This is a genomic window from Alteromonas sp. ABM1_013 (assembly GCF_056160505.1).
The window spans coordinates 1,012,394-1,035,600 of record NZ_JBSWXH010000001.1 but is presented as its reverse complement, the minus strand read 5'-3'; the positions used below and the strand labels follow the sequence as shown (position 1 = coordinate 1,035,600).

The window sequence follows — 23,207 nt, the reverse complement described above, 5'->3', positions numbered from 1 at the left end:
TTGAAGCCTTCGGGCCTTACCCAAAAAAGCCCAGCATTTCAGCTAGGCCTTTAAAACGAATCTAAACCTCTTACAAAAGGGTTACAAACTATTCTGACGGAGTGAAGCCAAAGTGTAGATAGGCGCGCTGTGATACGATGCGACCCCGTGGCGTGCGCTGTAAGAAGCCCTGCTGAATAAGGAAGGGTTCAATTACATCTTCTATGGTTTCTTTCTCTTCGCCTATGGCAGCGGCCAAATTGTCTAAGCCTACTGGCCCACCATCAAACTTTTCAATAATAGCCGTAAGCAATTTGCGGTCCATGTAATCAAAGCCTTCTTTGTCTACATCAAGCATATCGAGGGCTTTAGCAGCGACATCAGCGCCTACGGTACCATCAGATTTAATCTCGGCATAATCTCGAACACGGCGAAGTAAGCGATTAGCGATACGCGGTGTACCTCTAGAGCGACGTGCCACTTCTTGAGCACCTTCCTCATTCATTTCTAAATTAAGGTAGCTGGCGCTTCTTGCCACAATACTGGTGAGGTCTTTTACGTTGTAAAACTCAAGGCGTTGTACAATACCGAAACGGTCGCGCAATGGCGACGTTAGCGAGCCTGCGCGGGTGGTAGCGCCTACAAGCGTAAAGGGGGGAAGGTCGAGCTTAATAGAACGGGCGGCAGGCCCCTCACCTATCATAATATCAAGCTGATAGTCTTCCATGGCTGGATAAAGAATTTCCTCTACCACTGGGCTTAAACGATGTATTTCATCAATGAACAATACATCGTTTCGCTCAAGGTTGGTAAGCAGTGCAGCCAAATCCCCGGCTTTTTCTAGCACAGGACCTGAAGTGGTTTTGATGTTTACGCCCATCTCATTAGCCACAATATTCGCCAAGGTTGTTTTACCTAAACCAGGCGGGCCAAAGATAAGTAGATGGTCGAGCGCATCATCGCGATTACGTGCCGCCTGAATAAATATTTCCATTTGCTCACAAACGTGAGGCTGCCCTGTGTAGTCTTCCAACATTTTAGGGCGAATGGCACGGTCAATCACCTCGTCTTCGGTACTGGCGTCAGGCGTAATCAGTCTGTCTGCTTCAATCATGATAGTTCTACTTTAGGGAATAACACGAAGACAGCATAACGACATTTTCGCTGCCTTCACTACGGGCTATTATATAGCGGCTTTTAAGGCATCGCGAATTACCGCTTCGCTTTCCATACCTTCAGTGTATACACTTTCAACCAGCTTACTGGCCTGTGCTGGCTTATAGCCTAATGCGATAAGTGCGCTTTGTGCCTCTTCACGGGCGTCGTTTACTTCAACAATTGTGTTATTCGATAACAGGTCACTGCTAGGCGGTGGCATCACAATGCTTTGCGCTTTACCAAACTTAGCGAGCCTGTCTTTAAGTTCGACCACTAAACGTTCGGCAGTTTTCTTACCAATGCCCGGTAAACTTACTAATGCTGAAACGTCTTCATTTTGCACACTTGCCAAAAACTGCCCAGCCGACATACCTGATAAAATAGCTAAGCCCAGTTTAGGGCCTACACCGTTCGCTTTTATTAACTCGCGAAATAAGCCTCTTTCCATTTTATCAGCAAAACCAAACAGCAACTGGGCGTCTTCGCGAACCACAAAGTGTGTGTACACCACCACTTCTTCACCCACCGCGGGAAGCTGATAGAAACTGGTCATAGGCATGTGAATTTCGTAGCCAACACCGGCTACATCTACAAGAATTTCTGGAGGCTGTTTCTCAGCCAACGTACCGCGAATTCGTCCAATCATGAATTATCTCTGTAAAAGCGTGAGCTTCGAGCAGGATTAGCGCAAGCGTCCGCGTACAGTTTTGCGGGCTTGCCCTGCCATGTTTATCAGGCTCTGTTCGGTGTGTGCATGACACAAAGCAACGGCTAATGCATCGGCAGCATCGGCCTGTGGCGTGCCGCTTAAATTCAGCAGGTGTTTTACCATGTGCTGAACTTGCGTTTTATCTGCACCACCTTTTCCCACTACCGACTGCTTAATTTGCCTTGCGCTGTATTCAGCAACAGGAAGTTGCGCTTGGGTGGCTGCCACAATGGCGGCACCTCTGGCCTGACCAAGCTTCAGCGCTGAATCAGGGTTTTTCGCCATAAATACTTGTTCAATAGCAAACTGGTCGGGTTTATATTGACGAATAATATCGCCAACCCCGGTGAAGATATTAGCAAGACGAGAAGGCAAATCTGCCGTTCCAACGCGAATGCATCCGCTTGCTACATACACCAGTTTACCTTGCTTGCGTGCAATTAAACCGTAGCCTGTAATCCGAGAACCTGGATCTATACCCAGTATAACCATTAAGGCACACTCGGTACAAACAAAGATACCGCTTCTTTATTAGAGGGGGACCATAAACGCGTTAACGCTTCGTCTTTTGACACCCATTCGTACTGCAAGTGCTCTGTTAAGACAAGGGGTAAATCGCTGTTTATTTGAAGGGAAAATACGTGTTCTGTGTTGTGCACAGTACCAGGAGGATAACGATGTAGCCAGCGGCTACGAATTTCATATTGGTTTTGCTTATCGTGGTCGTTAACCACAAAGCCGTGTGCTTTGGCATCGATGCCAATTTCTTCACACACTTCACGATATGCCGTTTCTAAGGGTAACTCCCCCTCTTCTAACGCGCCGGTTACCGACTGCCAAAAGGTGGGGTCGTCTTGTCGTTGCAAAAGCAACACTCGGTAGTGTTGGTCATACAACACTACCAGTGCAGATTCAGGCTTCTTATACGCCATAAATTACGATTGCTTTTTCACCGTTGCAATAGCGAGCTCTTCAAGCTGCTGTGGGTTTGCAGGGCTAGGCGCCGATGTTAACGGACATGCCGCTGTGGTCGTTTTAGGGAATGCCATCACGTCACGAATAGATGTTGCGCCCGTCATTAGCATTACCAGACGGTCTAGACCAAACGCAAGACCTGCATGCGGTGGCGCACCAAAGCGAAGTGCATCAAGCAAGAAGCCGAATTTATTCTTCGCTTCTTCATCGTCAATGCCAAGAATGTTGAATACTGTAGACTGCATGTCTTCATTGTGAATACGTACAGAACCGCCGCCTAACTCAACACCGTTCAATACCATGTCGTACGCATCAGATAAGGCTTCAGCTGGGTTAGCTTTAAGTTCTTCTGGCGTTAGACCACGTGGTGCAGTAAACGGGTGATGGATAGCGTGAAGCTGACCGTCGAACTCTTCAAACATTGGGAAGTCAACAACCCAAAGTGGCTTCCACTCGCCTTCAAGAAGCTCAAAGTCTTCACCAAGCTTAAGACGAAGTGCGCCCATCGCTTCAGTAACCACAGTGTAGCTGTCAGCACCGAACAATAGAATATCGCCACTTTGTGCGCCAGAGCGCTCAATGATTGCGTTAGTAATATCTTCCGTTAGGAATTTAAGGATGGGCGACTGTAGACCTTCAAGACCTGCACCAGCATCGTTAACTTTAATCCAAGCTAGGCCTTTCGCGCCGTAAATACCTACAAATTTGGTGTATTCGTCAATTTGCTTACGCGAAAGCGACGCACCGCCAGGTACGCGAATAGCCGCAACGCGACCTTTCGGGTCGTTGGCTGGGCCGCTGAATACTTTAAAGTCAACGTTAGCAAGCAAGTCTGCAACGTCTGTTAACTCTAGCGGGTTGCGCAAGTCGGGCTTGTCGCTACCAAAGCGCTTCATCGCTTCTGCGTAAGTCATACGCGGGAAGTCGCCAAGATCAACGTTTAGCATTTTGTTAAACAAATCGCGGATCATGCGCTCGGTAATAGACATTACGCCATCAGCATCTAAGAACGTGGTCTCAATATCGATTTGGGTAAATTCTGGCTGACGGTCGGCACGTAAGTCTTCGTCGCGGAAGCACTTAACAATTTGATAGTAACGGTCCATGCCCGACATCATCAGAAGCTGTTTGAAAAGCTGTGGCGATTGCGGAAGTGCAAAGAACTCACCTTTGTGGGTGCGGCTTGGCACTAGGTAGTCACGTGCACCTTCTGGCGTTGCCTTAGTAAGAATAGGCGTTTCAATATCAAGGAAACCTTCTTCTTCTAGGAAGCGACGTACAGCACCGGTTACTTTTGCACGGAACTGTAAACGCTGGCTCATTACAGGACGGCGAAGGTCTAGATAACGATAACGAAGGCGCTGTTCTTCTGAGTTTTCTTGGTTCCAGTCTAGTGGAAGTACGTCAGACTTGTTGATCACTTCAAGGCCTGTGCCCAGGATCTCAATCTCGCCAGTGCGCATGTCTTTATTTACTTGACCTTCAGGGCGCGCACACACTTTACCCGTTAGCTTTACGCAGAATTCGCTACGCAACGTGTTAGCAACCGATAGCACGTCTGGTAAATCTGGGTCGAACACCACTTGTACGATACCTTCGCGGTCGCGTAAGTCGATGAAAATTACACCGCCTAAATCGCGACGCTTATTAACCCACCCGCAAAGGGTAACTTCTTGTCCAATGTATGATGAATCGATATTCCCACAGTAATCTGTGCGCATGGTCCTTGACCCCTGATGTTTTTTTCTTGCTTCGCATGCAGTGAATTGGCGTTCAAAACCGCTTACTTTTGGGCTTAAGACTTTGCCAAAAATCGCGTAAACTTGCTGGCCAATTAGCTGGCCCGCCCACAACATGCATAATGTAATGATTTAAAGGCCGCATAGTATAAACAAATGCTTGATAAAGCCCAATGACAAATATGCACAAATCAGCCATATCACAAGGAAATCTCTATATTGGATTGCCAATGTGGCAACACAGCCATTGGCCAAGCACGTGGTTTGCTAATTATCCCAAGTCTGATAATGGATTGTCGCTGTATGCCAAGGAGTGTAATACGGTTGAAGGGAATACCACATTTTACTCTCTTCCCCACCAAGACGCTGTAGCGAGATGGTGCGATTCAGTACCCGACCACTTCAGGTTTACTTTCAAGTTTCACCAGAACATTACTCATGTACATCAATTGCAGCATTGTGATGAAGAGGTTGCCCAACAGCTTTCATTGTTAAGCCCGCTTGAAGAAAAGCTAGGCGTCATGATGCTGCAACTGCCCGCTTCTTTCGGGCCAGAAAAGCTGCCCGTTTTGGATACCTTCCTAGCGGCGTTACCCCAAGAGTTAAACGTAGCGGTTGAAGTGCGCCACCTAGCGTTTTTTGCTAAAGGTGATGAGGAAAAGGCGCTTAACCAACTTTTGATCCGCCACGGTGTGAATAGAATCATTATGGACACCCGAGCTTTATTTAGCGGGTCTTTAGATGCAGGCGGAGTTGAAAGGCGTGCTATGCTAGAAGAAGTCAGGCAGAAAAAGCCGCGGGTTCCCGTTAACGTTATCGCTACAGGCCATACTCCCATTGTGCGCTTCGTAGGTAATGATATTGATGATGACAACCAGCGCTGTTTATTGCCTTGGGTGAAAAAAGTAAAGCTTTGGCAAAGCGAAGGAAAAGATGTGTACTTTTTTTGTCACCGCCCTGACAACAAAGACGCACCATGGCTGGCGCAACAGTTTATTGATTTGTACAACGCTGAAGAGATAGCCCACCGGTTAGACAACCTTTCAATTAAAAATCAGCCAGCTCAAAACGCCTTGTTTTAGACAATAACTCCTTAATAGATAGTATTTTTCTGATTTAAAGGTAAACTACAGCGGTTATTAATTTTTGTATTAACCACTTTTTATCGTGACCCCTCAATGAATCATGAATACGAAAAAGCACGTCTTGCTGCTTTGGAATCGTTAGATATATTAGACACCTCCCCCAGCGAACAACTTGATGCGCTTACTAAAAAAGTCCAAGAAGAATTTAGTGCTAAAACCTGCTTAGTAAGCCTGGTTGCTGAAGACCGTCAATGGTTTAAGTCGCGTCAATGCATGGACGCTACAGAAACACCCCGTAACATCTCTTTTTGCACTTATGCCATTGCAGAAGAGGAATATTTAATAGTACCTGATGCAAAAGCTGACAAAGTATTCGCTAATAACCCGTTGGTTACTGGCAAGCCATATATTCGTGCGTATGCGGGGGCAATCTTACGTAATAAAGAGGGTTATGAACTAGGTACCTTATGCCTCCTGTTTGATGAACCAAGAGACTTTACAGAAACTGAAATAGCGAGCTTAAAAAACTATGCTCGCACAGCGGAAATAATTATTTTTTCAGAACATTAAGCTCGTCATCCCACCCAATACTTCGAGTGTAGGTTTAATTTAACAGGAACAGAACATTCTGTGGCATTTGATTAGCCATAGCTAAGACACTGACATTGGCCTTTTGGAGAATAGAAAAACGCGTTTCTTCGGCGGTAACGCTAGCAAAATCCGACTGAGTTATTTGGGCATTGGCAAGCTGTAAATTTACGCTTGTGCTCGACATACTTTTGAGCGCTGAAGAAAAGCGGTTTGACGTTGCCCCCATATCTGTACGCAAATTACCTATAATTTCTATGGCGTTATCGACCATGCAGAAATAAAAACAGGGACTTTTAGCCCCTGTTAGTTCAGTCACAATTTAAAACTGACTTATCTAAAATCAGCGGCATCTAAATCATGCTTTTTCATAAGTTTGTGCATGTCTGTGCGGTTTCTACCTGCAAGCTCAGCAGCGCGCGTTACATTGCCATCTGTCATTTTAAGAAGCTTATGAAGATATTGCTGTTCAAAGGCGTCGCGAGCCTCTGTGAGCGTTGGCCAACTCTGCTTAGTAGCGGAAAGAGCTTGCTCTACTAAATGTAGAGGGATGACAGGTGTTTGCGTTAAAGCTACGCATTGCTCAACCACGTTTACAAGTTGACGTACGTTACCCGGCCAAGATGAAGTCACTAACTGCTGCATTGCATCGTCAGAGAACTGACTTACATTGACACCATGACGCTGTGCACTTTGCTGCAGCAGCGAGCGAGCCAGAAGTGGAATATCTTCACTACGCGATTTCAGGGATGGAAGCTTAAGGTTGACTACATTCAACCGGTAATACAAGTCTTCGCGGAAGGTGCCCTCTTCCATTTCTTTATGCAAATCTTTGTGCGTGGCAGAAATAATACGTACATCAATATCTACATGTTTGCTGCTACCTACTGGACGAATTTGACGCTCTTGTAATGCACGCAGTAGTTTTACCTGCAGCGTCATTGGCATATCGCCAATTTCGTCTAGAAATAGCGTACCACCGTCGGCTTCCCTAAATAAGCCAGGGTGAGCTGCTACAGCACCGGTAAACGCGCCTTTAGCATGACCGAACAATTCAGATTCGAGTAAGTTTTCAGGTAGCGCGCCACAGTTAATGGCTACAAATGGTTTATCGCTGCGATTACTGGCTTTATGAATAGCATTCGCCAACAGTTCTTTACCTGTACCGCTGGCGCCACTGATAAGCACAGACACTTCACGCTGAGCAATGCGAAACGCTTGGTCAAGGACATTAAGCATTTCTGGTGAACGGGTGATTATGTCTTTTGCCCAATCCCCCGGCTGCGCAGCTTGAGATTGACTCAATGCTTTTTGTAATAATGCGCGCAATTCATCGTGATCAACAGGTTTCGGTAAGAAACCAAAGACACCGCGCTGAGTGGCAGCAACCGCATCTGCAATAGTGCCATGCGCCGTCATCAAGATAACAGGAATGTCTTTTCTAATTCCCATTATTTCTTCAAATAGGCTCAAACCGTCTAGGCCTGGCATGCGTAGGTCGCTTAATACAACATCATAGTTATCGTTCTGAAGTTTTCTCAGCGCCGATTGACCGTCTTCCACTGCGGTCACCTCATAACCTTCGCCTTCCAGACGAATGGTTAATAAGCGCAATAAGCTTTTATCATCATCAACCAACAATAAGTTAGGGTTACTACTCGCCTTCTCGCTCACTGTTGTGTACTCCTGTTTTTGTCCATCAATGTTGCTTCTATTTGCAACAGTTCTTCTAATTTTTTACGCAGATTAACGGCTTCTTGCTCTAGTGCCTTAACTTTCTCTCCACGAGATGTATTTTCTTGTTCCAACACAACCATTGCAGACTCAAGCTGCATTATCTGATTGTTTTGCGAAGCTGCAATAACATTAACTACTTCTTGGGCTTCTGTGGTGAATGTACCCGCGATATCATTTAATGCTAGTTGTGCGCGCAACCTATCTTGATAAGGGGTATCAGTGGGTAGCGTTAAGATATAAGCATGAATAGTGTCAAACGCTGAATCCCCTAATGCTTTTAAAGCCTGCTTACGCTCCATCCAAGGTTGGTTGGCTGCTGCAATCCAAGTATTAAGCCAATAAGCCGCATCACAATTGTGTTCGAAAACAGGGGGCGGCTCGTTAAACAAACAGATACCACGTTCTATTTTTGTTACAGGTGTCACTTCTTCTGGCTCACCCGTGTTGCTGCTGTTTCTGGTTAAACTCTGACATCCTGTCAGTACCAGTAAGGCAACAATTAAACCACTTATTCTCATTTTATTTTTCCTGTTGCGGAATGGTCACTCTAAAGCAAACATCGGCATAGTCTACATCTACCACTTTTACATCACCATGCATTAGTCGAGCGCAATCGGCAACAATTGATAATCCTAACCCCGTTCCGATAACATTGTCGTTTCTCGGCTCGGTCCCGCGGATAAAAGGTTCAAACAGCGTGTGTACTGATTCCGGCGCTATGCGTTTTCCTCTGTTGGCGACATCCAGTACAAGGTTATCATTTTTGTTATAAAGGCTAATATTTATCGGTCGTCCAACTGCTCCGTGTGCTACAGCATTGGACACTAGATTATCAAGTATTCTTCTGAATAATTCCTCGTCTACATGTATTGAAGGTGAGGAAATATTTACGTCTACCTCTCTATCTTGAATGGCAAGGGCGTAATCCTCTAAACAGGCATCAACTAATTTATTTGCATTACTTTCTACAATTTTAGGCTGTGCTTGTTGTAGTAGCAGATTGTAGTCGAGTAGTTTCTCAACCAAAGTATTGAGACGCTGGGTACTTGCAGTAAGTAATGATAAAACTTCTCGTTGAGCGTTATTCAATTCGCCTACCACGTTCTCTGACAACAAACTGCAGCCTTCTTTAATGCTTGCTAGGGGTGTTTTTAGTTCGTGTGCGGCATGTCTTAAAAGTGCGGTTCTGATGTGCTCCAGCTGTTGCAAACGCTCATAAAGCCAATGCAAATCTTTTTCTACATCAATAAGTTCCCTAGGTGCCTGCTTAGACAATGGCGGAAGCTGACCATCGCTATGTGCCATGATCCGAATAATTTTTTTGAGGTTATTAACGGGGTTTACAATCAGTTGGCTTCCCATCAATATGAGGAGTAGCGACACACTTACCAGCATTGCGGTAGACCATGCCTGTTTCGCCTGCATGGCATTTAAGTCGTCTTGTTGTACTTTAACCCGCTCTGTAATGGCCGCTTCTACATCGTCGCGCAGCTGGTCGACACTATCTCCTACTGATGCTAAATACGCATTGAGCAGCAGCTGATCTTCAATGGCACGGTATTCAGCGAGTTGATTAAGCTGCTCAGATAAACGGGAACAGGTTGCTGGCACGGAAAGCGCCTGACACAAGTTATCGGCCGCCACAGCAAACTGGTCTATGGCATTATCAGAGAGCTGCGCCACCCTGTCGTTACGTAAAACGGCAAACTGTCTGATGCTGCGCTCAACATCCACCACTGCATTGTCCAGACGTTGCATATCACTTACGACATCCACTACAAAGCGTGTTTCAAGGGTAGTCATTTGACCTACCTTGGCTAAGTCGCTTTGGCTCTGCCAAAGAAGCGCAATAAGGGGAATAAGGGCCAGTACAAAACTTCCTAACGTTAACTGCCTTAGTGAACCAAGTTGTACCAAGCGCTCACCAAACGATACCTTGTTTATCAGAACCCTACCCTCATTGATGTTGATATTCTTATCTACTCACTCGCGGTGAGCTTTTTGTTACCTGGCGTAAGCTTGCTCTTTGCCAACTCGGCTTCGGAAAGCTTACCGTCTTCATTGTCGTCAATCAGCCCAAAGTTTCGCAGTAGTTCTGTGTGTCTTACTGCTTCTTTAAGTGAAATAAGACCATCTTTGTCTATATCTAATTTCTGCATAAGCGTGCGCGCTGGTGTAGCATGCGCATCGGCTACTGAAACAGCTTGTACCGCAGCAACGGCACAAAGTGCTAAAAAAAGTTTTTCGAGACGTTTCATCATGAATCCTCCGCTAAACGCTTTCTAAAATCCTTCTCAATTCACCAATGTCTATCCTATGGATTCTTCCACCAAAGAATAGTTAAGGCATATGGATATTACCATTAGTCTTCGATTAACCACATCATTAGTACATCGAAACTTGCTATGCGATTTTCAGGCCACAATAAAAAACCATTACAAATTATACCTTTAAGAGAGTGTCAAACTTTTAATGTGGGTAACTCATGGACAGGTGTTGCAATAAAGAAACACTGGTAGTAAGTGCATGTCGGCAACAATACCGACATACATATTTTAGCATCAGCTAAACTGTTCAGCTTTAAAATGGCAAGGAGAAGTAACAAGGTCGTTGATGGGAATAGGTTTGCTGAACATAAAACCCTGAACATTATCGCAGCCGTGCTCTATCAGATAATGCCATTGTTCAAGGTTTTCTATCCCTTCAGCGCAAACTGAAAGTGATAGGCGTTTTGCCAAATCGATAATAGCGCCTGTTACTAGTCGGCTGCGTTCTGAAGATTGAAGCTCCATCACAAACTGCCTGTCTACTTTGAGGGTATCTATATTGATTTGAGTGAGATAACTCAAAGACGAATAACCGGTACCAAAGTCATCAAGCGCGATAGCACATCCCATATTACTAATGCGCCTGAAAAACTTATTGGAAAGGGAGAAGTTTTCAAGATAAGCACTTTCGGTAACTTCAAATTCGATATTCTCGGGGTTTACGTCATAGAGCGCAAAAGTATTGTAGATATAATCGAACAGTTGATTGCTTCTCAAATCATGACCGGATAGATTAATAGAAGCCCTAAAAGCTCCCTTTGCCCAACGCTTGAGGTCAGGCATATCCATGCAAACACGACTGATAACCCATTGCGTAATGGCAGTGATCTTCCCGCCTTGCTCTGCGATAGGAATAAACTCGTTTGGCATGACAAGGCCAAACTCAGGATGCTGCCAACGAATCAATGCCTCAACGCCAATTACGTTACCGTTGTTGTTTACTTTTACTTGGTAATAAACAACAAACTCATCGTTGGTTATACCTTGTTCAATACCATTGGCTAGATGCAGTTTACGCTTGTGAGATTCCACCATATCCGGCGTAAATAATGTGTAACTTCCCCTTCCCTTTGCTTTTGAACGATACATGGCTAAGTCAGCGTTACTCATAAGTTCACTTAAATCGTATCCTGCATCAGAAGCAGTAGCCACACCAACACTCAACCCTACGGTAAGCGAGAGTCCCCTGAGTTCAAAGGGCTCGTCGAATGCTGTAATTAGTCGCGTTGCTAAACGCTTTGCTTGATCTGCAGTCGCATCTCTATCTGGGAGGACTAAAAACTCGTCGCCGCCTAAACGAGCAAACAAGTCACCGTCTCTAAGTAAACACTGCACCCTATCTGCAACTTCTATCAAAATAAGGTCGCCGGTTTCGTGTCCTAGCGAATCATTTATCCCTTTGAAGCCATCAAGATCGAAAAATAGCAACAATAGATCTTCGTCATTTCTTTTTGCTCGGGCTAATTCCAGTCTTAAATTATCAAGAACAAACTGTCTGTTAGGTAACCCTGTCAAACTATCGAAATTCGCAAGGCGAGACATCGTCTCTTGCTGGTCGACCAAGGTTTGTTTTTGTTCAAAGTTCACCAGTAACTCAACTTCGATAGCATCTAATAAGCTATTAATATTAGTGGCAATCTGGCCTATCTCATTAGATGAGTTTATTGAGCTTCGTAGCGCGTAATCTTTGGTTTCAAACACGTCTTGTGTAAACCGCCCTAACGAGGCCAAAGGTGAAATTAATCGGGATACTATGAAAATACATACGCCAGTACACAATAGCCAAAGTGCTATAAAAACTGGTATTTGTTCTAAAAACTGCCGAGCACTATTTGTTGTTTGAACCTTGGTGGTGTCAGCGTAAATAACAATGTGCCCCATGGGATAAAGGCTACTACCAACAATTTGATGGGCAACAATGACACCTTCGTATTGGTTTATACCATAAGGAACACTTTGAGGTGTTTTGGGCACCGCAGGGTCGCTTATTTCAAGCACTCTTTCGGGTTGAATTGCAGAAATAACATTATAGTTATTGTCGTAAAGGGCTGCCGATAAAACATTTTCATGTTCTTTTGCGGGTTGAAACAGCGAAGAGAGTAGAGCGTCGTTACCAGGATTTCTTTCCATCATCACTGATAGTTGTAGCGCAAGAGAATTACTTAAAGCGGCGGTGTTGTTTTTAACAACCTCAATTACAGTTTCGCTATTATCTGATTTATTAACCATAGCGATTGAGATGGATAAAACTGCCGTGGATAAGGCAACAGCAAACCCAATGGAGACTTTCAATGTTTTCAACACAAGTGTGTCCTTGCTTACTACTTTGATTAAAGCGGTACATGCAAGGATAACAATCCCCTTAACACAGCCACTTTTTTATTATTCTAGCTGCAATAGTATGTCACGGACTCAAGAATTAAAAATAGATTTTTAAAGGTATTGATTTCAATGCACTAGACATTAATTATTTTGTACCTTCAACGACTTCGAGCTTTGTTTTGATGAACTGGCTGTGAGGGACATACAATAAATCGGCGATTTGTCGTATTGTACTTTCTTCCAGCGGCGCTAGGGAATTATCGGCGTACGCGATAACCCAAAGGCTTTTTATTACACTAACTTTTTCCTCCGCGGAATAATGCTTATTAAGAACCTGAGTAAAGTGAACAAGGTCCACTGCATCATCCGCTGTTTGGTGCCCTCGCTGCAGCAAAAGCTCCATTGCCTCATCATCGACATTTACCAGACGTTTGAGCTGTTTTTCATATGCTTCTTTTTCCGTATCGGTCACCTGATTATCTGCATTGACCAATTCGCTAAGTAAGGCAGCGGTGGCAAGTTCGATGGTATAGGCAGGTTCCGCTTTTTTGTGTGACTCTTCAAAGAGTTTAAGAAATGATTTCAGCATAAGCCCTCAGGTTTAAAGTTATGGCAACACAGTTTTTACTAAAGGAAACTGAGTATTTAGCTAATTCATACTAAGTGGAAGGAGATTTCGATTAGTTGCTGTATTCTTTAGATAACTCTAAGGGGAGGCTATATAAACCACGCTAACAATACTAAAGGCGTATAACTAGCCATAGGCTAATTTCGGGTACTTAGCAGACAGAGAACTTTGCTTCCGTTATTTTCAAACCATACTCTTTCGCAAAGGGCATTGATAAGGGGAATGCCTCGACCGTAACACTCGTCATTAGATGAACGTGTTCCTGCTAAATGATTTTTATCTTCCCATTGGAACCCTTGCCCACTGTCCTCAACCGAGATCAGCACTTCGCCTTTCATGGGTAAGGACTCGACTCTGATGATAATGTGCCCATGTTCCAACACTTTTAATGACGCTTCGCGTTTTTCGTAATACTGTTGAAAGCCCCCGCTATCACGCTTCAGTTTTGAATTTAAGTTTAGGATACCGTGCTCAAGTGCATTATTGAATAATTCGGATAAAACCGTGAACACAATCGAGCGAATACCTTGAATCCCCTCACATTGTCCGGTTAATTGCAGTACACGAGGCAGAACATCGGGTTCCTTTAGATGTTTTGCGTCTAGAACAACTTCATGTATTGAGGGGAAACTACTTTCGACTTGGCTTTGTACCGGCATCTTTATTGGTTTTGAAGTAAATACAACCAAGGTCACATCATCATGAAATTTAGATGTCGTAAAGTGTGCTTTGGCTCGGTCAAATAAAGACTTTGCCTTGATAGCGCCGTTCTCCGTCATTTGTTCTTTTATTATCTCGACTAACCCTTCTTCTAACAACATATCACCATTGCCGTTGGCAATTTCTATAAGCCCGTCGCTGCATACAACTAATTGCTCGTTATGCCCCAAGTTGATCGTGTCAGTATCCGTATTTAGTTCATGTTCCTCCAAAATACCCAAGGCCATATGGCGAGAAGAAAACTTACGCAACGCCATATTTGTTTTAGCGGGAATAATCACTGCAGGCATCCCGCCCTGCCACAAATTAATGCGATTTCCTGCCGCATTAATTTCACCAATAACTGCAGCCATAAACATGTCACTGGGTAAAAACCTGATGAGTATTTGATTTAGTTCACTCACTATTTCAGATACAGATACGCCTTGCTGACTTAACTCTTGAAACGCACGTGTCACAGGCAGTGCGCCAATGGCCGAGGCAAGACCATGACCGGTAAAGTCTCCCACGACGAAATAAATACCACCGCTTGGGCTTGCCTCACAAAGAAACAAGTCTCCGTTAAAGGTTTCAGCAGGTTTTAGGAAACAGTCGAAGTGAGCCTGCACTTCCGGGCGATTAACAATAGCATGACTGAATATGTGTTCTACGATGGAGTGTTCGCGCGCCACCCGTTGGTTGAAGAGTCGCAGTGTCTTGTTTTGTTCTTCAACGTATTCACTGAGCGCGCGTATTTTTAAATGCGCTCGAATTTTTGCTATTAAAATATGACGGTCGAAAGGTTTAGTTGCAAAATCATTGCCTCCTACTTCCAAACAGCGTACTAAACTGTCTTTATCTTCTAAAGCCGTGATAAAAAGAATGGGAAGATAAGGGCCTTTTGCGAGTTGTCGAATTTTAGGCGCAACATCGAAGCCTGACAGACCAGGCATAACCACATCAAGCAGCACGAGATCTGGCTGCTCCTCAATAAACTTTTCAATCGCCTCTACGCCATTAACGGCTTCTACGCATTTTTTATAGCCTGCGTTGTAAAGCATGTTAGTCAATAAAGTACGGTTGATTGCCTCATCATCAACAATAAGGATTTTCAAAAGAGGGTCCTTTCTACAGGCTATTTAATGTCGAACTTCTTATCGAACCGAGATATTTTGAGGATCTTAGCCACTTGGGGTCTGGCATTTTCAATGCTGTACGTAAGCGTTCTTTCGGCTAGCGTTTTTTGCATATTCAACAACATGCCTAAGGCTGAGCTATCCATATACTCTGTACGAGACAAGTCAACAGTGATATGACTAACATCATTGTTAAGCTCACTGTAGGCGTTTCTAAAGTCTTCTACTTTGCTGAAGTCGAACTTTGTACCCACATCTATAACTAATACTTTCCCTTGATTCTGATAGCTTGACGTTATTTCCATATGCTTTCCTTAAAATGTCAGCAGAAATGCTTCAATACATGCTTTTATCTTTGCTATCCTTATTCTAGTTGAACTTTTCTACATCGCCATCGAAGGCTAATTAAACTTTCGTATGATTACACTTTGTTTAGTGTATTAAAGATGGTTTTACAGGATTTATTGAGGTATTTATGCAAGATTGGCAAGACGCTCTTTTGGTTTACAGCACACAGAGCGGCAAAATAAAGCCTGAGCAAAAAGCTGAGCAACGGTCAGTGTCTACTGACGGCGTAGTTCGTATTCATCGAGAAACAAAAGGTCGCAAAGGGAAAGGCGTGTCATTAATTAAAGGGCTGGATCTTCCTTCGGATGAATTAAAGAAATTAGGCTCAGAATTAAAAAAGAAATGCGGTTGCGGCGGAGCAGTGAAAGAAGGAGTCATTGAGGTTCAAACCGATGACAGAGAAAAACTGCGCTCGCTACTTACCGATAAAGGATACAAAGTTAAGCTTGCTGGTGGTTAGCGATAAAAACTACCGGTTCGCTCTCACTTTTTCATAAACATATAACAAAAAGAGTCTGAAATGGAAAAGCTGTCAATTTCTGATTTACATATTATTTTGGTTGAGCCTTCTGATACACAACGAAAAATTATTACTACGTTGCTGTTAAAGGAAAACGTTAAGGAAATTGACCCAGTCAGTACCCTTTCCGAAGCCCGTTCTGCGGTTAAAGCTCATGGCGCCGATTTAATTGTAAGTGCGATGTACTATGAAGATGGAACCGCACTAGAACTTCTTAAATTCATCAAAGAAGATGATGAATTTAAGAGTATTCCATTTATGCTGGTATCTAGTGAAAACCGATTGAGCAAGTTAGAAGAGTTTAAACAAGCAGGTGTTGCCGCTATCCTTCCCAAACCGTTTGAGCCTCTTCACTTGTCTCGTGCGCTAAATGCTAGCCTTGACCTTATAAACCACGATGAATTAGAACTCGATTTATTCGACGTACACGATGTTCGAGTGCTGCTAGTTGATGACAGCAAGCTTGCAAGGAATCACATTAGACGCGTGCTTGAAGGAATGGGGCTACAGCGAATTCAAGAGGCAGAAAATGGTGCCGCAGCACTTACTTTGATAAAAGACCAAGCTTTCGATCTCGTTGTGACTGACTACAACATGCCAGAAATGGATGGTCGAGAGTTGTCTGAGTTCATTCGTTTTAACCCAGAAACTACCCACATTCCTATTATTATGGTGACGTCTGAATCGGCAGATAGCGCACACATGGCAAACATCCAGCAAACTGGAGTCAATGCGTTATGCGACAAGCCGTTTGAGCCAAATGAAGTGCGCCAAATGCTCTCTGCACTTCTAGGTAACTAGCTTTCACTGAAGCTTATAAAAGCTATGGCCGCATGTCACAAAAGGTTAGCGATTTGCGGCAAACTTATTTTTAGCTCTTTTTCAAGTCCCTCATATCAAAAACAACTATACATTTCGTAAAAATGAGTTGACACAAATAGGGCTTCAACATACATTCATGGTTATGAAACAGAATATAAAGCACGTAGCATTTTTCTTTTTTGCGTTTACATCCTTTAATTAGGGAGGCGCAGCTACATGCATGAAAACCTCCCTCTAGGGAGGTTTTTTTTTGGCAACATTTTTACACGACTCACACGGGAACCCTATGTCAGACAATGCACTAGATACTGTTAGAGAGCGCATTACCGCTTTAGACAGTGAATTACTCACACTACTCTCGGAACGCAGAAAATTAACCAACGAAGTTGCTGAGACAAAGATAAAGCATCACATCCCTGTGAGAGATCAAAAGCGTGAAGAACAGCTATTAGTTCGCCTAATAAAAGAAGGGCAAGATATCGGCTTGGACCCTCATTATGTAACACAGATTTTTCATGTCATTATCGAAGACTCTGTTTTAAATCAACAAGCTATGCTTGCAGAGCGCGCTAACCCTGGCAGCACCCTGCCATTGAACCGCGTGGCGTTTTTAGGCGACAAGGGCTCTTATTCATATTTAGCTACGCAGAAGTATTTCTCACGCAGACCTGGCGAATTGCTTGAAATTGGCTGTCAAAGCTTCGCTGAAATTGTTCACAAAGTTGAAAGCACAGAAGCCGATTACGCAGTTTTGCCTATAGAAAATACAACATCAGGCAGTATCAATGAAGTGTACGACCAGCTGCAGCATACTCAGCTAAGTATTATCGGCGAGCTTACCCACCCAATTCGACATACCTTATTGGTGGGAACGAACACAAGAATAGATAAGATTAAAACGCTTTATGCGCATCCACAGGTATTTACCCAATGCAGCCACTTCTTAGCGGAACTCGGTAACGTTGAAGTGAAAACCATGGATAGTACTAGCTCTGCCATGTTGACGGTTAGCGAGCTAAAACGCGACGATGTTGCTGCTATAGGAAGCGAAGCTGGCGGAAATCTTTACGGCCTTATGGCAATTAAGAGTAATTTGGCCAACCAAAAGGAAAACCATAGTCGCTTTATCGTTGTGGCACGTAATCCGGTTGTGGTGCCTTTACAGGTGCCGGCTAAAACTACGCTTGTTATGTCTACCGTTCAAAAGCCAGGAGCGCTTGTTGAAGCGTTGCTCGTGCTTCGAGAAAACAGCATAAATATGACTAAGCTCGAGTCTCGCCCAATGCCTGGTAACCCGTGGGAAGAAATGTTTTACATTGATGTGGAAGGCAACGTAGAAGACGGCCCCGTACAAAATGCCCTGGATGCATTGCGAGGTATTACGCGCTACATCAAAGTGCTGGGATGTTACCCAAGTGAGGAAATTAGCCCAACTAAAGTGGCAGCGGCAAGCGCATTGACAAACTAATGCAAAAAAGGCGAGCTCATTGCTCGCCTTCTTATTCATTCTTTTAGTTTACTTATCTCTTAGAAGTTGACCATCATCAGCCTTCAATAACATTTGTTTGCTATCTACTAAGCACTTCTTCGCATAATCTCCAAACCATGCTCCAACTTTCATAAACTGCTCGACAAACCCTTTTTTGTCTCCGTTTTCAAGTAACGATAAGGCGATACCAAAGCGCTCGTAAAAACGACGTAGCAGTGCAAAGTTGTCAGGGTTGTTAAAGATGATATCAGCATAGAGCTGCGGGGACTGGGCAAACAGTCTTCCAACCATTGCTAGCTCTAACCGATAAATAGGTGAGCTAAACATGGTCAGGGATTCAAGGTTAGGATCTTCACCTTTCAAATGTTGCCCGTATACAAAGGTGTTGAAGTGGCGCATGACCTGAATATACGCCATAGCTTGATCGTGCTCTTGTGCGCTCGAGTCGTGAACTGTGGCACCCCAAATTCGCATTTGTTCAATCAGCCAACTGTACTTGTCGCTGTCACGACCATCACACACTACGACTACCTGCTTAATCATGCCTGGCGCATCGGGGCCAAACATAGGGTGTAACCCAACGACAGGGCCACTGTGTACGGCAAGCATCGCCTCTAAAGGCTTAGCTTTAATACTGGTTATATCTGCGAGCACACAATCTTTCGGTAGCATAGTTAGCTTGCTGATCACGGCTTCTGTTAAGTTTATAGGTACAGCTACGACGACTAATGAAGCGTAACTTAACAAAGATGCTGCCCTACCACTTTCCCAGTCGTCTTTTTCCACAACTGAAACATTGTAGTTACTTCGTTCGAACAAGCTCACAAACACACGACCAAGCGCCCCTGCTCCACCTATGACAACAACGTTGTCGACATCAGGTTTCACACAGCGGTATTTGTTGTTCTGCGTATGGTAAGACTCTCGCATTACGCGGCGTAAAAGGTCTTCAGTAAGTTCGGGAGAAACCCCTAGCGCTTCAGCCTGAGCGCGGCGAGACGCGATCAAAGCTTTCTCGCGCTCTGGCACGTAAACAGGCATGCCTGCTTCAGCCTTGATCTGGCCTACTTGGGTTGTGATTTGATTGCGTTTAGCAAGTAATTCGACAAGCTGGGAATCCAGCTCGTCGATACCTTCACGCAGCGTATCTAACTGTTTTAAGTGCTGCGATAAATCGGCCATTCTGTCTTATCCTTGGAGCAAATGGCACGGGGCTTGTGGGCAATAATTATATTGCCCATTAGGCGTCACTTCTTATTAGGCCACCGTGCGCTTATTTTGGCGTAAGGGTAACACAGTTATTAATTTATCTCTGGTTTGAGAGATTAAGTTTTCTGTTGTTTCCCAATCGATACAACCGTCTGTAATTGAAACTCCGTAGTCTAGTTCTTCGGGTTTCTTACCTTCCGCTTTTTGGTTACCGGGCTTCAAATGACTTTCCAGCATAACGCCAATGATAGACTGATTACCTTCTAGGATTTGATTTACCACGTTCTGCGCAACTAACGGCTGGCGGCGGTAATCTTTAGAAGAATTTGCATGGCTGCAATCAACCACTAACCCCGCAGTCAATCCAGCATCCTGAAGCTCGATTTCGCATTCTGATACACATACCGAATCGTAATTTGGCTGCTTACCACCGCGCAAAATGATATGGCCGTCTGGGTTACCACTGGTGCCGATAATGCTTACCTGCCCTTGCTTGTTAATTCCCATAAAACGGTGACCTGACGCCGCTGATTTCAGCGCGTTAATTGCAATATCAAGGCTACCATCTGTACCATTTTTAAAGCCCACTGGCATAGACAGACCACTGGCCATTTCGCGGTGAGTTTGTGATTCAGAAGTACGCGCACCAATAGCAGACCAACTAAATAGCTCAGCAAGGTATTGAGGGCTTATTGGATCTAGTGCTTCTGTAGCAACAGGCAATTCCAGCTCAGCTAACCAAATTAGAAGTTCTCTCGCTTTGCGAAGACCGGTTTCAATATCAAACGTACCATCAATATGAGGGTCATTAATTAAGCCTTTCCAACCCGTTGTAGTACGCGGCTTCTCAAAGTACACACGCATAACGATAAACAGCGTGTCTTTGCATGACTCATGAAGCTCTTTAAGCTTAAGTGCATACTCTTTGGCTGCTTCGATGTCGTGTATGGAGCATGGACCACACACTACGAGTAATCGGTGGTCGCGGCGATGAATAATATCTGAAACAATCTTTCTAGACTCAGAAATAGCCGCTAACGCTTTGTCTGATACAGGCAATTCAGCACTAAGCGCTTCTGGGGTAATAAGTACGTCTTCTGTACTTACGTGAACATTATTTACGGTGTCCTTGATCATGGGAGTTCTCTTACTCTCTTAACTACAAATAAAAACGGAAAATTAAACGCCAAAAGAGTGTGCAATCTGCATGTAAACTTTATTGTACAACCAGCTTTTTCTATATTTCTTTAACGTCATTGACTTTTTAACAACTTAAGCTTAATAGCGCAAGCAATAACGAATAATACTTTAATCTAGGGTAGATTCGAAGCAAATGAGCATGACTAAATGGCAATGCACCACATTTAAAGCTCAAATTTTAATCGGCAGTGAGGTTTAATCCTTTTTACTTTGCTTCCCTAAATTGTAGGCGTCACTCATAAGTACTTCACCAGCCATCGCACTCGATAATACTGCTATTACAAATAACATCTCTCTGGCATTCTCAATACCACTTAAAAAGCTCCAAGCAGCAAACATCACACCGATAATCCCAATTGAGTGGCAATAAATTTAAAATATATTTTCTTCACTTTTGATCCCCGAAGAAGCTAAGCAAGCTTGTGTTACTGATGCACATCTCCATGCACCTTAAATCTGTGTATCTTAAATTTATGTATTTTAAATTTATTTATCTCAGGTTATTAACGGGCATAAATAAGCTAAATTTCTCATTTATTGGCTAGGTTTTGTATGATTGCCACAAAGAAATAATAACGAGAATATAATGCAAAATATAACCATCACCTATACCGGCGACGTAGCTACATTAACCATGAAAAATGGTGAAAACCGCCATAACCCTGTATTTGCAAAAGAGATGCTTTCAGCTTTAGGTGCTATTAAAAGCAATGAAAGCTGTAAAGCACTGGTGATCACATCAAACGATGAGAAATGCTTTAGCTTAGGCATCGATACCGATTGGCTGATGCCGGCTATGAAAGCGGGTCGCACAGAAGAAATAAAGCAGTTCATGCATGACATGGACGATGTCTTTAAAACCCTGCTCCTCTACCCGCTTCCTGTTATCGCTGCCATCAATGGTCACGCCTTTGGCAATGGAGCAATTTTGGCGTGTGCTTGCGACTTTAGATTCATGCGCTCAGACAAAGGCTTCTTCTGTTTCCCTGAAGTAGACTTGTCTATTCCTTTTTTACCGGGAATGATTGAGTTTGTTAAAAAGGCGATGCCTTATTATCGGTTTAACGAAATGAAGCTTTCTGGAAGACGGGTTTCTGGTAAAGAGTTAGAGAAAGATCATGTAATAGAGAAGGCATATGATACACAGGAAAGCTTGCTAGAAGGTGCATTGAACTACGCAAAAACCTTTGATAAAAAGCGAGGTATATTTGGTGAACACAAAAAACGACTGCACAAACACATCATTCACACTATAGACAGCGAAAATAAGCCACTTATTGAGGCGCTTTCTCTTATGGCTTAATTATCTTTGAGAACGGGTATTACATTTAACAGGGCTATGTAAGCCAAGAGGTTAACATAGCCTTACGCAGTAATTTTTATAAATGGACTCATTTATCGTTAGTGTTTTTTTCTGAAAGCTTCGACGTCCTTTTTCTGAACAAGTCTACATTCACTCCCCAATGAAGTGATGCTATCCGCAGTAAAACGGTTACGCCAACTGAGCCTAAAATACACCAAATATAGGGGATATCTACTGCAAATAGCGCAGCATACGTCAGTCCCCCCGCAAAACAGGCGCTCGCATAGACATCTCCACGCATAACATAAGGCACTTCTCTGCACACCACGTCCCTCATCAAGCCACCAAAGATGCCTGTGGTCATTCCCATGGTTAAAGCAACAATCATCCCTGTACCGCTAATCAAGGCTTTTTCGATACCTATTACGTTAAATATAGCGAGCCCTATGGTATCAATCAGAATGAAGTAGAAATTTGAAGGGGATGGAAAATATCGTATCAATATCACAGTTACGAAGATCGCACTGTAAGTTGCTAAAATGTATTCGGAGGCTTCTACCCAGAATATCGGTTTTCCCAAAAGTAAATCTCTTAGCGTACCTCCGCCTAGCGCTGTCATAACGCCTACAACCACTATTCCAAAACCGTTAATATTTTTCTCGTGTCCTAGCAGTGCACCTGATATGGCGAAGAAGGCAACGCCCATAATGCCTAGCACAATAAAATATTCGGAAGTCATTCTACACTCTATTAAAAAACCTTAATGTATGTAATAGATAGAACAGGAAAAAGATCGAATTTTAGGCACAAAAAAGCCCGCTTGAAGCGGGCTTTTTCGAAGTTAACAATAACGCAAGGATTAGTAATCTTAGTTAAGCTTCTCTTTGATACGTGCAGATTTACCTGAACGCTCACGTAGATAGTAAAGCTTAGCACGACGAACCGCACCGCGACGTTTCACTTCAATTGAAGAAACTGCCGGGCTGTGTGTTTGGAACACACGCTCAACGCCTTCGCCGCTAGAAATTTTACGCACGGTAAAAGACGAGTGCAGACCACGGTTACGTTTAGCGATAACAACACCTTCATAAGCCTGAAGACGCTCTTTGTCACCTTCGGTAACGCGAACTTTAACAACTACTGTGTCACCTGGACCAAACGCAGGAACATCAGTCTTTAGCTGTGCTTCTTCGATTTTTTTGATGATATCTTGACTGACTTTGCTCATCATATC

24 protein-coding genes are annotated in these 23,207 nt (G+C 43.8%); 6 read left to right on the top strand and 18 right to left on the bottom strand.

What is annotated here, in order from left to right; genetic code table 11:
• Window positions 1-88 precede the first annotated feature (88 nt).
• The 5 genes from ruvB to aspS all read right to left on the bottom strand — a co-directional run bounded on the left by ruvB (window position 89) and on the right by aspS (window position 4,542).
• Window positions 89-1,093, bottom strand: coding sequence for a Holliday junction branch migration DNA helicase RuvB (gene ruvB / locus ACXAGK_RS04370; protein ID WP_118489799.1), 1,005 nt, complete (start codon window positions 1,091-1,093; stop codon window positions 89-91).
• Between the two features lie 69 nt (window positions 1,094-1,162).
• Entirely contained in the window at window positions 1,163-1,783 is a 621-nt protein-coding gene (gene ruvA / locus ACXAGK_RS04365) for a Holliday junction branch migration protein RuvA (protein WP_269916132.1), read from the bottom strand.
• A 36-nt stretch (window positions 1,784-1,819) separates the two neighbouring features.
• Window positions 1,820-2,338 (bottom strand): crossover junction endodeoxyribonuclease RuvC, encoded by a 519-nt coding sequence (gene ruvC / locus ACXAGK_RS04360; RefSeq protein WP_014948862.1) that lies wholly within the window; start codon window positions 2,336-2,338, stop codon window positions 1,820-1,822.
• Entirely contained in the window at window positions 2,338-2,778 is a 441-nt protein-coding gene (gene nudB / locus ACXAGK_RS04355; RefSeq protein WP_474854344.1) for a dihydroneopterin triphosphate diphosphatase, read from the bottom strand. Before nudB ends, ruvC begins: the two co-directional genes overlap by 1 nt.
• A 3-nt stretch (window positions 2,779-2,781) precedes the next feature.
• Window positions 2,782-4,542: an aspartate--tRNA ligase gene (gene aspS, locus ACXAGK_RS04350; RefSeq protein WP_474854342.1), complete on the bottom strand. Its 1,761-nt coding sequence runs from the start codon at window positions 4,540-4,542 to the stop codon at window positions 2,782-2,784.
• A gap of 248 nt (window positions 4,543-4,790) precedes the next feature.
• On the opposite strand from aspS, the gene ACXAGK_RS04345 reads away from it, so the two are divergent.
• Together ACXAGK_RS04345 and ACXAGK_RS04340 are read left to right on the top strand one after the other, a co-directional pair.
• Window positions 4,791-5,642, top strand: a complete 852-nt coding sequence (locus ACXAGK_RS04345; protein ID WP_474854340.1) for a DUF72 domain-containing protein — start codon at window positions 4,791-4,793, stop codon at window positions 5,640-5,642.
• A 96-nt stretch (window positions 5,643-5,738) separates the two neighbouring features.
• The gene (locus ACXAGK_RS04340; RefSeq protein WP_474854338.1) at window positions 5,739-6,215 is read left to right on the top strand and encodes a GAF domain-containing protein; all 477 of its coding nucleotides are present in this window, start codon (window positions 5,739-5,741) and stop codon (window positions 6,213-6,215) included.
• 34 nt (window positions 6,216-6,249) lie between these two features.
• On the opposite strand, the gene ACXAGK_RS04335 is transcribed toward ACXAGK_RS04340, so the two are convergent.
• From ACXAGK_RS04335 to ACXAGK_RS04295, 9 genes are all read right to left on the bottom strand, one after another.
• Window positions 6,250-6,552 (bottom strand): flagellin, encoded by a 303-nt coding sequence (locus ACXAGK_RS04335; RefSeq protein WP_474854336.1) that lies wholly within the window; start codon window positions 6,550-6,552, stop codon window positions 6,250-6,252.
• A 14-nt stretch (window positions 6,553-6,566) separates the two neighbouring features.
• Window positions 6,567-7,907 carry a sigma 54-interacting transcriptional regulator gene (locus ACXAGK_RS04330; protein WP_474854334.1) on the bottom strand — a complete coding sequence of 447 codons (1,341 nt, stop codon included), beginning with the start codon at window positions 7,905-7,907 and terminating at the stop codon, window positions 6,567-6,569.
• Entirely contained in the window at window positions 7,904-8,488 is a 585-nt protein-coding gene (locus tag ACXAGK_RS04325) for a hypothetical protein (RefSeq protein WP_474854332.1), read from the bottom strand. The genes ACXAGK_RS04330 and ACXAGK_RS04325 overlap by 4 nt, the downstream gene beginning before the upstream one ends.
• 1 nt (window position 8,489) lies before the next feature.
• Window positions 8,490-9,887, bottom strand: a complete 1,398-nt coding sequence (locus ACXAGK_RS04320) for a sensor histidine kinase (protein ID WP_474854330.1) — start codon at window positions 9,885-9,887, stop codon at window positions 8,490-8,492.
• Between the two features lie 62 nt (window positions 9,888-9,949).
• Entirely contained in the window at window positions 9,950-10,231 is a 282-nt protein-coding gene (locus ACXAGK_RS04315) for an EF-hand domain-containing protein (protein ID WP_474854328.1), read from the bottom strand.
• Between the two features lie 300 nt (window positions 10,232-10,531).
• Entirely contained in the window at window positions 10,532-12,601 is a 2,070-nt protein-coding gene (locus tag ACXAGK_RS04310; protein WP_474854326.1) for a putative bifunctional diguanylate cyclase/phosphodiesterase, read from the bottom strand.
• Between the two features lie 163 nt (window positions 12,602-12,764).
• A complete protein-coding gene (locus tag ACXAGK_RS04305; RefSeq protein ID WP_474854324.1) occupies window positions 12,765-13,208 on the bottom strand; it encodes a tellurite resistance TerB family protein in 444 nt (147 codons plus the stop codon).
• A 176-nt stretch (window positions 13,209-13,384) separates the two neighbouring features.
• Complete coding sequence (locus tag ACXAGK_RS04300) at window positions 13,385-15,061, bottom strand: SpoIIE family protein phosphatase (RefSeq protein ID WP_474854322.1); 1,677 nt, start codon at window positions 15,059-15,061, stop codon at window positions 13,385-13,387.
• 20 nt (window positions 15,062-15,081) lie between these two features.
• Complete coding sequence (locus tag ACXAGK_RS04295; RefSeq protein WP_179982820.1) at window positions 15,082-15,387, bottom strand: STAS domain-containing protein; 306 nt, start codon at window positions 15,385-15,387, stop codon at window positions 15,082-15,084.
• A 170-nt stretch (window positions 15,388-15,557) separates the two neighbouring features.
• Here ACXAGK_RS04295 and yciH point away from each other — a divergent pair, with 170 nt between their 5' ends.
• The 3 genes from yciH (at window position 15,558) to pheA (ending at window position 18,240) form a co-directional block, all read left to right on the top strand.
• Complete coding sequence (gene yciH, locus ACXAGK_RS04290) at window positions 15,558-15,890, top strand: stress response translation initiation inhibitor YciH (RefSeq protein WP_269916119.1); 333 nt, start codon at window positions 15,558-15,560, stop codon at window positions 15,888-15,890.
• Window positions 15,891-15,950: 60 nt separating this feature from the next.
• Window positions 15,951-16,751: a response regulator gene (locus ACXAGK_RS04285; RefSeq protein WP_118489812.1), complete on the top strand. Its 801-nt coding sequence runs from the start codon at window positions 15,951-15,953 to the stop codon at window positions 16,749-16,751.
• Between the two features lie 307 nt (window positions 16,752-17,058).
• Complete coding sequence (gene pheA / locus ACXAGK_RS04280; protein WP_474854487.1) at window positions 17,059-18,240, top strand: prephenate dehydratase; 1,182 nt, start codon at window positions 17,059-17,061, stop codon at window positions 18,238-18,240.
• Window positions 18,241-18,288: 48 nt separating this feature from the next.
• Here pheA and tyrA read toward each other — a convergent pair whose 3' ends face one another.
• Both tyrA and ACXAGK_RS04270 read right to left on the bottom strand, forming a co-directional pair.
• On the bottom strand, window positions 18,289-19,443 hold the full coding sequence (tyrA, locus tag ACXAGK_RS04275) for a bifunctional chorismate mutase/prephenate dehydrogenase (protein ID WP_474854319.1): 1,155 nt from the start codon (window positions 19,441-19,443) through the stop codon (window positions 18,289-18,291).
• 75 nt (window positions 19,444-19,518) lie between these two features.
• Entirely contained in the window at window positions 19,519-20,607 is a 1,089-nt protein-coding gene (locus ACXAGK_RS04270; RefSeq protein WP_474807907.1) for a 3-deoxy-7-phosphoheptulonate synthase, read from the bottom strand.
• Between the two features lie 649 nt (window positions 20,608-21,256).
• Here ACXAGK_RS04270 and ACXAGK_RS04265 point away from each other — a divergent pair.
• Complete coding sequence (locus tag ACXAGK_RS04265; RefSeq protein WP_474854316.1) at window positions 21,257-21,973, top strand: enoyl-CoA hydratase/isomerase family protein; 717 nt, start codon at window positions 21,257-21,259, stop codon at window positions 21,971-21,973.
• 88 nt (window positions 21,974-22,061) lie between these two features.
• Here the strand turns inward: ACXAGK_RS04265 and ACXAGK_RS04260 are convergent, their stop codons facing one another.
• Both ACXAGK_RS04260 and rplS read right to left on the bottom strand, forming a co-directional pair.
• Window positions 22,062-22,712 carry a trimeric intracellular cation channel family protein gene (locus tag ACXAGK_RS04260; protein WP_474807912.1) on the bottom strand — a complete coding sequence of 217 codons (651 nt, stop codon included), beginning with the start codon at window positions 22,710-22,712 and terminating at the stop codon, window positions 22,062-22,064.
• Between the two features lie 129 nt (window positions 22,713-22,841).
• Complete coding sequence (gene rplS, locus ACXAGK_RS04255; RefSeq protein WP_024015986.1) at window positions 22,842-23,201, bottom strand: 50S ribosomal protein L19; 360 nt, start codon at window positions 23,199-23,201, stop codon at window positions 22,842-22,844.
• Between the last annotated feature and the right edge of the window lie 6 nt (window positions 23,202-23,207).

Bases quoted from the DNA above. Each gene is read 5' to 3' on its own strand.
- ruvB (WP_118489799.1), bottom strand. From the start codon at position 1,093: ATGATTGAAGCAGACAGACTGATTACGCCTGACGCCAGTACCGAAGAC.
- ruvA (WP_269916132.1), bottom strand. From the start codon at position 1,783: ATGATTGGACGAATTCGCGGTACGTTGGCTGAGAAACAGCCTCCAGAA.
- ruvC (WP_014948862.1), bottom strand. From the start codon at position 2,338: ATGGTTATACTGGGTATAGATCCAGGTTCTCGGATTACAGGCTACGGT.
- nudB (WP_474854344.1), bottom strand. From the start codon at position 2,778: ATGGCGTATAAGAAGCCTGAATCTGCACTGGTAGTGTTGTATGACCAA.
- aspS (WP_474854342.1), bottom strand. From the start codon at position 4,542: ATGCGCACAGATTACTGTGGGAATATCGATTCATCATACATTGGACAA.
- ACXAGK_RS04345 (WP_474854340.1), top strand. From the start codon at position 4,791: ATGTGGCAACACAGCCATTGGCCAAGCACGTGGTTTGCTAATTATCCC.
- ACXAGK_RS04340 (WP_474854338.1), top strand. From the start codon at position 5,739: ATGAATCATGAATACGAAAAAGCACGTCTTGCTGCTTTGGAATCGTTA.
- ACXAGK_RS04325 (WP_474854332.1), bottom strand. From the start codon at position 8,488: ATGAGAATAAGTGGTTTAATTGTTGCCTTACTGGTACTGACAGGATGT.
- ACXAGK_RS04315 (WP_474854328.1), bottom strand. From the start codon at position 10,231: ATGATGAAACGTCTCGAAAAACTTTTTTTAGCACTTTGTGCCGTTGCT.
- ACXAGK_RS04305 (WP_474854324.1), bottom strand. From the start codon at position 13,208: ATGCTGAAATCATTTCTTAAACTCTTTGAAGAGTCACACAAAAAAGCG.
- ACXAGK_RS04295 (WP_179982820.1), bottom strand. From the start codon at position 15,387: ATGGAAATAACGTCAAGCTATCAGAATCAAGGGAAAGTATTAGTTATA.
- yciH (WP_269916119.1), top strand. From the start codon at position 15,558: ATGCAAGATTGGCAAGACGCTCTTTTGGTTTACAGCACACAGAGCGGC.
- ACXAGK_RS04285 (WP_118489812.1), top strand. From the start codon at position 15,951: ATGGAAAAGCTGTCAATTTCTGATTTACATATTATTTTGGTTGAGCCT.
- pheA (WP_474854487.1), top strand. From the start codon at position 17,059: ATGTCAGACAATGCACTAGATACTGTTAGAGAGCGCATTACCGCTTTA.
- tyrA (WP_474854319.1), bottom strand. From the start codon at position 19,443: ATGGCCGATTTATCGCAGCACTTAAAACAGTTAGATACGCTGCGTGAA.
- ACXAGK_RS04270 (WP_474807907.1), bottom strand. From the start codon at position 20,607: ATGATCAAGGACACCGTAAATAATGTTCACGTAAGTACAGAAGACGTA.
- ACXAGK_RS04265 (WP_474854316.1), top strand. From the start codon at position 21,257: ATGCAAAATATAACCATCACCTATACCGGCGACGTAGCTACATTAACC.
- ACXAGK_RS04260 (WP_474807912.1), bottom strand. From the start codon at position 22,712: ATGACTTCCGAATATTTTATTGTGCTAGGCATTATGGGCGTTGCCTTC.
- rplS (WP_024015986.1), bottom strand. From the start codon at position 23,201: ATGAGCAAAGTCAGTCAAGATATCATCAAAAAAATCGAAGAAGCACAG.